The sequence below is a fragment of the Pyxidicoccus caerfyrddinensis genome (assembly GCF_010894405.1).
Classification (GTDB): Bacteria; Myxococcota; Myxococcia; order Myxococcales; family Myxococcaceae; genus Myxococcus; species Myxococcus caerfyrddinensis.
Genome location: NZ_JAAIYA010000047.1, coordinates 39,962 through 48,269, shown reverse-complemented (window position 1 = coordinate 48,269; position 8,308 = coordinate 39,962). Strand labels below are relative to the sequence as shown.

The window sequence follows — 8,308 nt, the reverse complement described above, 5'->3', positions numbered from 1 at the left end:
ACACGCGCGACTGGACGCCAGCGGGCCCTGTCCGTCTCGGCCCCTCTCCGAACCTCACCCCGGCCGTCCAGGAGATGAAGCGCATCGGCTGAATCCTCTCACGCGACATCTTCCTTGACGCTCACCGTATACATGCCTTTCCCCGCCGAACCTCCGCGCAAGTAGACACCTTCAATCCTTCGTTAGCCGTCCCCTCCACCCACCAGTCGGACGTGTACCAATGCTTCGAAAATATCGACTGCCCCTCCAGTACCTTCTGGCACTCCTTCTTGCGTTTCCACTCACCAGCGGTGCGCAGGCCCCGCTCTATATCACAAGCGTCACCGTTGACCTTGCCGACCAACAACTCATCATCTTCGGCGAGAACTTCGGCCCTTCCGCACCAGCAGTCAGCCTCGCCGGCGCGGGGCTTATCGTTCTCAGCACCAGCACGACGACGGTGGTGGCGCACCTGCCGGCTGAGATTGCGGCGCAACCTGGTACCTACCTCCTGACTGTGACATCTCTGGACCTCGAGGCGCCTGGCTACGACCGCTTCAACGTCAGCATCGGAACGGGTGGCCCGGCAGGACCGCAGGGAGCTCAGGGGCCTGCTGGTCCTCAGGGGGGGAGCGGTCCCACCGGCTCGCAGGGCCCCAAGGGCGACAAGGGAGATGTCGGTGCCCAGGGCCCCAAGGGTGACAAGGGCGACATTGGCCCCCAGGGCCTCCCGGGTCTCAAGGGCGATCCTGGTGCCCAGGGCATCCAGGGCATCGCGGGTGCCATCGGCCCCAAGGGCGATAGGGGCGACACCGGTGCCCCGGGCCTTATCGGGCCTCAAGGTCCCAAGGGCGACAAGGGCGATACCGGCCCTACGGGTGAGACTGGTCCCCAAGGGCCTCCAGGAGCGCGAGGTCCCCAGGGGGCTCAAGGAGACAGGGGGCCGCAGGGAGTCCCAGGGCTCTCCCTACCGCTGAATTATGTCGTAGCCACTAGCAGGACCTTCCCTGAGCTGACATGTGTTACCTCCGATTCTTGGGTTCCGGTGCCTTCCCTCGATCCCATGACGATTACGACTCTCGGGCGGCCTGTCATCCTCCACGCCCAAGTACGGCTGAGCAGGCCGAACAGGTGCGTTGGCGGCGATCTCACCGTGAAGGTCAACGGCACGATACGGCTCGATCCTGAGGGGCTTGGCATGGCCTACAGCTATGACTGCGGCGGTTCCGCTTCGGTCAACGCCGTGCTCAACCTCGCGGCGGGCACGCACCAGATCCAACTCATGGAGTTTTCGCGCGCGGGGGGCTGCACCTACGGCACTTTCGACTTTCTCTATGCCTATGAGTTGCCGAACTGAAGTTCCGGCTTCCACCTACCGCTCGCGCTGAGCGGCCATTGGGTACCTTTGCAGACGTCTGCGAAGCGAGGGCCGCCTCGGCTGCCCTGGTGCGCGGCTGACTCAGTCGCGGCGGCGCTCGCACTTCACGTACAAGTGCCATCCCCATTCCCACCACGCCTGCACACGAATGGCGCCGCGCTGCTTCGGGAAGGGGCAAGGCAGTCGCACTCACGAGGGGGGCTTCAATGAGACGAGAGAGCAGAATCTGGCTGGTGATGCTGGCCGTCGGCATCTTCGCGGCCATGGGCTGTGGTGAGCAGCAGCCGGTGGCTGACGGTGACGTCGAGGCTGCTACGGCGACTCAGGAGCTCACCGCGGTGAAGGTGCCGCAGGGTGTGGCGGCGGGCGCCTACCACTCACTGTTCCTGAGGAAGGATGGCACCGTCTGGGCTTGGGGACAGAATGTGGCCGGGCAGGTGGGCACGGGCAGCGCCAGCAGCACGCCCGTTTCCCAACCCACCCAGGTGAACGGACTGCCCGCCATCAAGGCCCTAGCGGCGGGTATCGCCCACTCACTGGCGCTGGATGTGAGCGGCAACGTGTGGGCGTGGGGCCAGAATGCTTCCGGCCAGGCGGGCCTCGGCAGTGCCGGTGGAACGGTGCTGGTGCCGACGAAGGTGACGGCGCTCTCCGGCATCCAGGCCATCGCGGCCAATGGGAACTTCTCACTCGCGCTGGGGACGGATGGCCGGCTGTGGGCGTGGGGGCAGAACGCGTCCGGGCAGGTGGGTACGGGCGCCACGAGCGCCTCGGTGTCCACTCCGGCCGTAGTGACGGCGCTGCCCACCATCCGCTCCATGGCCGCGGGCGTCAACCACGTGCTGGCGCTGGACGCGGAGGGAAGGGTGTGGGGCTGGGGTTTGAATACGTCGGCTCAGGTGGGCACGGGCGCCACCAGCACCACGGTGCTGACGCCGGTGCAGGTGGCGGGGCTGCCGCGCGCCACGGCGGTTGCCGCGGGCGCCGGCCACTCGCTCATCGTGGATGAGCAGTTCGGCAACGTGTGGGCCTGGGGGCAGAACACCTTCGGGCAGGTGGGTACGGGCAGTGCCAGCTCCACACCCGTGCTGGCCCCCACGCCGGTGAGTGGCGTGTTCGCGGTGACGGCCCTCGTCGCGGGGCACAACAGCTCGCTGGCCATCATCGGCAACGGCTTCGCCACGGCGTGGGGCCATAACGCAGCCGGACAGCTCGGCACCGGTACCACGGTGAATAGCGCCTCGCCGGTGGGCGTGACGGGGCTTGCGGATGCGAAGGCCCTGGCGGCCGGTGCTCAGCACGCGCTGGCGCTGCGGCCCGGCTGCCCCATGTGGGCCTGGGGCAACAACAGCCAGGGCCAGCTCGGCACGGGCAGCACCTCGAGCACGCCGGTGACGGCACCTGCGCAGGCCCTGCTCGTCAACACGTTCTACTTCGACGGCGACATGGACGGATTTGGAGACGAGTACCTCTCCGAGCAGGCGTGCGAGCCGTCTCCGGGCTACGTGGAGGAAGTCGACTGCGACGACTACACGGCAGCTACGTACCCGGGTGCTCCGGAGTCCTGCAACGGGATGGACGACAACTGCGACGGCGCGGTGGACGACGGCAATCCCAGCGGCGGGGAGAATTGCTCGACTGGGCAGCCGGGTGTGTGCGCGGCGGGAGTGACGGCATGCACCAACGCCAGCGTGGTGTGCCAGCAGCGCCAGGCCGCATCCGCCGAGCAGTGCGACGGCCTGGACAACGACTGCGACGGCGCGGTGGACGACGGCAACCCGGGAGGGCTGCAGGCGTGCGCCACGGGGCAGCAGGGAGTGTGCGGGGAAGGGGTGACGTACTGCACCCACGGCGCCCTCGAGTGCGCGCCGACGCGGGGGGCCTCGTCCGAGGTGTGCGACGGCGCGGACAACGACTGTGACGGGCAGGTGGACGATGAGCTGGCCTTCCAGGCGTGGTATCGGGACGTGGACGGCGACAACTACGGCCTGACGTCCCAGTCGGTGCAGGCCTGCTCGCGCCCCTCCGGATACGCGCCGAATTCCGGAGACTGCAATGACACCAGCGCAGTGTTCCATCCTGGTGCCGTGGAGGCGTGCGACGGCGTCGACAACGACTGTGACGCGCAGGCCGACGAAGGCGTGCCAACCCAGGCATGGTACCGCGACGCGGATGGAGACGGCACCGGCAATGTGAGCAACACCTTGCAGAACTGCCGTCAGCCCGCGGGCTTCGTCTCGGACGCGAGCGACTGCGATGACAGCAACGCGGCCATCAAGCCCGGAGGCACCGAGGTGTGCGACGCGCTGGACAACGACTGTGACGCGCAGGTGGACGAGGGGGTGCTGAGCGCGTGGTACCGCGATGCGGACGGTGACGGCTTTGGCGACGCAGCCCAGTCCACTCAGGCCTGCGGGAAGCCCACGGGCTATGTGGCGGTCGCCAACGACTGCAACGACACCAGCGCGGCCATCAAGCCCGGCGCGGCGGAGGTGTGCGACGGCGTGGACAACAACTGCAGCGGCGCGGTGGACGAGGGTATTGCCCTCCTGACGTGGTACCGGGACGTGGATGGCGACACCTACGGCACCTCGACCAATACCCTGCAGAAGTGCAGCCAGCCCGTCGGCTACGTCTCAGCCGCCAACGACTGCGACGACTCCAGCGCGGCCATCAAGCCCGGTGCAACGGAGGTGAGCGACGGCGTGGACAACAACTGCAACGGCGCGGTGGACGAGGGCTTTCCGGCGGGAATCACCGTCAGCGCTCCGAACGGCAGCACCACGGAGGCAGGAGGGCAGGCCACCTTCACCGTTGTCCTCAACGCTCAGCCGACAGGGAATGTGACTGTCCACTTCGACAGCAACGACACCCGTGAAGGCACCGTGGCCACCAAGAGCCTCACCTTCACTCCGGCGAACTGGAAGGCACCCCAGACGGTGACCATCGCGGGCGTGGATGACGCACTCGCCGATGGCAACCAGCCCTACGCCATCGTCTTCTCCGCCACCACCAGTTCCGATGCGGCATATGCGGCGGTGACCCCGACCAACGTCAATCTCACCAACACGGACGACGATTCAGTTGGCTTCGCGGTGACTGACATCAGTGGTCCAACCAACGAGTTCGGCGGCCCGGCGATCTTCACTGTTCGACTCACCTCGCAGCCGTTCGCCGACGTGACAGTGAACTTCGACAGCAACGACACCACCGAGGGCACCGTCTCTCCAAAGAGCTTTACCTTCACACCTTCCAATTGGACCACTCCTCAGAAGGCGACCATCACGGGCGTGGATGACGACTTCCCCGACGGCAACCAGTCCTACTCCATCGTCTTCTCAGCTACCACCGGCTCGGATGCGACTTATGCGACCATCAGGCCCGGGGACATCAACGTGATCAATCTGGTCGATAGTGCGCGGCGGTTTGGCTTCATTGATACTCACACCAATGACGTGGGTTTCCATGAACTCTACGATTTCTTCGCTGGAGCAGGCCCCGTCTCCTCGGACTTTATCTTCGTCGAGTTGACCAACGGGGGGGCCTTCGGGGGCGCTTGGTGTTCGGAGAATGCGAGGTGGTACGCCGACCAGTACATGGCGCTGGCTGTAAGCGGCGGCAGCCCCGTGTCTGGGTCGTGGAATAAGTACGCTCGGCCAGGTCCCTCCGGCTCTCCGTGGTATGGTCCGACCACCACAGGCTATGTGAACATCTTCGGTTCAGAGTGCGCCAGCTACGCCTGGGGCTGGTGCAGTGAATGGGGAATCAACGGCATGCACTTCATAATAAGTCCGGCGGACGCCGATCCCGAGTGCTACGCCGATGGCTGGAGCCCGGGCCCCGCGGGTTGGCCGAGGGTGACCATCCGGATTGCTTCAACCCGCGCAATGGCTTGCGGCTTCTAAATCGCCTTGGGATGTCCCCTAAACACCAGCGCAGTTGAACTGGTGAAAGGGGGGATGGTGATGGAGGTGCGGCAACCGTTCAGGCTGAGGCCCGGACAACTAGAAGTGCGGCGGCGGCTGATGGAACGACTCTCGGCACCTAAACCCCCGTGCCGACGGTAAGCGTCCTGCACAGTAACTGATGCCACGCTGGGCGCCCGCAATTGCCGGGCGCCCAGTCCGTGGTTGGTGTCCACTCGGGCCAACCGAAGCGTCGAAGCGCCCAGGGAACCGGTTCAGGCTCGGACGTGCCCAAAATGCCCACGTCCAATAAGGTACCTTTGGGAAACTATGTGGCCCCTGTCTTCGCGGCCAGTTCCCTCGCCGCCTCGACGAAGAGGCGCAGTGGCGCGGAGCGCTGTGCCCGGCTGGGGTAGTAGAGGAAGAAGCCGGGAACCGTCGGTGCATAGGCTTCGAGCACCCGCTCCAGCCGCCCGGTGCGCAGTTGCTCCTCCACCGCCGGCTCGAAGGCATACGCCAGCCCCAGGCCTTCCGCTGCCAACGACAGGCTCAGAAGGTGGTCGTTGGTGACGACGCCCCCGCGCACCGGCACGCGCCAGTTCCTGCGGCCCCGCTCCAGCTCCCAGGCGTAGAGCGCCCCCGTCGTCCGCGAGCGGAAGGTGATGCACTCGTGGCGCAGCAGATCCTCGGGGCGCTGGGGCGTCCCGTGGCGCGCGAGGTAGTCGGGTGCACCCACCACCACGAAGCGGAAGGCGTCGGTGAGCCGCACCTGCACCATGTCGCGCTCGATGGCCTCGCTCAGCCGCACGCCCGCGTCGTAGCCCTCCGCCACGATGTCCACGAAGCGCTCCTCGATGACGACTTCCACTTCCACCCGCGGGTGACGCGCGCGAAAGGTGGGCAGCACCGGCGCGATGATGAAGGGCACCGCCATCCGCGGCACCGACAGCCGCAACCGGCCCACCACCTCGCCCGGCTGGGCAGAGACCTCCGTCAGTGCAGCGAGCGCCTGTCCGAGCGCCGGGCCCGCACTCTCCAGCAGGCGCCGCCCTGCTTCCGTCGGCGACACGCTGCGCGTCGTGCGGGTGAGCAGCACCACGCGCAGCTTCTCCTCGAGCTGCCGCACCGCCTGACTGACCGCGGCCGTGGACACGCCAAGCTCGCGCGCCGCGCCGCTGAAGCTGCGCAGGCGGGCCACGGCGAGAAACACCTGGAGCTGCGGGAAAGGAGCCGTCTGCATCGCGAGAGTCCCTTCGAGGCCACGGGGGCATTGCCCGGCCGCCCCCTCGGCGGCGCTCGACATTGTCAATCAGAGCTTAAAAGCCCATTGGCGTCTTGGTGCCTAGTCCTGTGCGGGGGAGGACCGTATCTCTCTGGACATCATCGGAGGTTCTCCCCTCCCCTCACCCAGGAGTCACGAAATGCAGAAGAGCCAGGCTTGGGGCGTTCCCGCCGCGGGAAAGCCGCTCGCACCCATGACCATCGACCGTCGTGAACCCGGGCCGCACGACGTCGTCCTCGACATCATGTTCTGTGGCGTGTGCCACTCCGACATCCACCAGGCGCGCGACGAGTGGTCCGGCGGCGTCTTCCCCATGGTTCCCGGGCACGAAATCGTCGGTCGCGTCTCGCGGCTTGGCGCCGAGGTCTCCAAGTTCAAGGTCGGAGACATCGCTGGCGTGGGCTGCATGGTCGACTCCTGCCGCACCTGCGCCCCCTGCACCGAGAACCTCGAGCAGTTCTGCCAGAAGGGGATGGCCGGCACCTACAACAGCACCGAGATGGACCGGAAGACTCGCACCTACGGCGGCTACTCCAGCCGCCTCGTCGTCGACGAGCGCTTCGCCCTTCGCGTCCCCGCGGGCCTTGACCCGGCTGCCGCCGCCCCGCTCCTGTGCGCCGGCATCACCACGTACTCGCCGCTGCGCCAGGTGGGCTGCAAGCCCGGCGACCACGTGGGCGTGGTCGGCCTCGGAGGGCTGGGCCACATGGCGGTGAAGCTGGCGGTGTCGATGGGGGCCAAAGTCACGGTCCTCAGCACGTCCGGAGGGAAGGAGGCCGACGCCCGCCGGCTCGGCGCCACCGACTTCGTGGTGACGAAGGACGGGTCGGCCTTCCAGCAACTGGCGGGCAAGCTCGACCTCATCATCGACACCGTCTCCGCGCCGCACGACTACAACGCGTACCTCGGCCTGCTGCGCCCGCGCGGCACCATGGCCATCGTCGGCGCCCCGGCGACCGCCACGCCGCTCCACCCGTTCTCGCTCATCCTCGGCGGCAGGCGGCTCCTGGGCTCCGTCATCGGCGGTATCGCCGAGACACAGGAGATGCTCGACCACTGCGCGAAGCACGGCATCGTCTCGGACATCGAGCTCATCCCCATCCAGAAGATCAACGAAGCCTACGAGCGGGTGCTGAAGAGCGACGTCCGCTACCGCTTCGTCATCGACATGGCGAGCCTGGAGAGCTGAACCACGCGCAATCCCATCACTGAATCGGAGGACGAAAATGAAACTGCTTGCCGCGACCGCCGTGTCGCTTGCCCTGCTCGCTCCGGCGTTCGCCCAGACAAACAAACCAGGAGCCACCACGGGAGCGGGTTCTCCTCCGGCCGCCCCACGCGGAGCCTCCCAGGGACTGAAGATCGCGCGAAACGGCTCGCAGCCCTCCAGCAAGGGACCCGCCGAGAACTTCACCGGTTCCGTCCGCGTCGACCCGCTGTTCCAGGCGACCGCTCCCTCACGCACCTCCGGCGCCTACGTCACGTTCGAGCCTGGTGCCCGCTCCGCGTGGCACAGCCATCCGCTCGGGCAGACCCTGATCGTCACAGCCGGCTCCGGCCGGGTACAGCGCTGGGGCGGCCCCATCGAGGAGATCCGGCCCGGTGATGTGGTCTGGACCCCGCCCGGTGAAAAACACTGGCATGGCGCTTCACCCAACACCGCGATGACCCATATCGCCATCCAGGAAACGGTCGACGGCAAAGCCGTCGAATGGATGGAGAAGGTCAGCGACGCTCAGTACTCCGGTCAACCTTGAGGAACGC

The 8,308-nt window shown here is 66.9% G+C and carries 5 protein-coding genes; 4 read left to right on the top strand and 1 reads right to left on the bottom strand.

All coding sequences use genetic code 11. The features are described from left to right. Positions 1 to 1,132 precede the first annotated feature (1,132 nt). Both G4D86_RS53630 and G4D86_RS50290 read left to right on the top strand, forming a co-directional pair. Positions 1,133 to 1,336, top strand: coding sequence for a hypothetical protein (locus G4D86_RS53630; protein WP_240360943.1), 204 nt, complete (start codon positions 1,133 to 1,135; stop codon positions 1,334 to 1,336). A gap of 227 nt (positions 1,337 to 1,563) precedes the next feature. Further along, on the top strand, positions 1,564 to 5,262 hold the full coding sequence (locus tag G4D86_RS50290; RefSeq protein WP_164002840.1) for an RCC1 domain-containing protein: 3,699 nt from the start codon (positions 1,564 to 1,566) through the stop codon (positions 5,260 to 5,262). 328 nt (positions 5,263 to 5,590) lie between these two features. Here the strand turns inward: G4D86_RS50290 and G4D86_RS50285 are convergent, their stop codons facing one another. Next, entirely contained in the window at positions 5,591 to 6,502 is a 912-nt protein-coding gene (locus G4D86_RS50285) for a LysR family transcriptional regulator (RefSeq protein WP_164002839.1), read from the bottom strand. A gap of 181 nt (positions 6,503 to 6,683) precedes the next feature. Between G4D86_RS50285 and G4D86_RS50280 the strand changes: the two genes are divergently transcribed. After that, positions 6,684 to 7,733, top strand: coding sequence for an NAD(P)-dependent alcohol dehydrogenase (locus tag G4D86_RS50280; protein ID WP_164002838.1), 1,050 nt, complete (start codon positions 6,684 to 6,686; stop codon positions 7,731 to 7,733). A gap of 37 nt (positions 7,734 to 7,770) precedes the next feature. Next, a complete protein-coding gene (locus G4D86_RS50275) occupies positions 7,771 to 8,301 on the top strand; it encodes a (R)-mandelonitrile lyase (RefSeq protein WP_164002837.1) in 531 nt (176 codons plus the stop codon). Positions 8,302 to 8,308 lie beyond the last annotated feature (7 nt).

Coding starts and splice junctions, on each gene's coding strand:
- G4D86_RS50285 (WP_164002839.1), bottom strand. CDS start 6,502: ATGCAGACGGCTCCTTTCCCGCAGCTCCAGGTGTTTCTCGCCGTGGCC.
- G4D86_RS50280 (WP_164002838.1), top strand. CDS start 6,684: ATGCAGAAGAGCCAGGCTTGGGGCGTTCCCGCCGCGGGAAAGCCGCTC.
- G4D86_RS50275 (WP_164002837.1), top strand. CDS start 7,771: ATGAAACTGCTTGCCGCGACCGCCGTGTCGCTTGCCCTGCTCGCTCCG.
- G4D86_RS50290 (WP_164002840.1), top strand. CDS start 1,564: ATGAGACGAGAGAGCAGAATCTGGCTGGTGATGCTGGCCGTCGGCATC.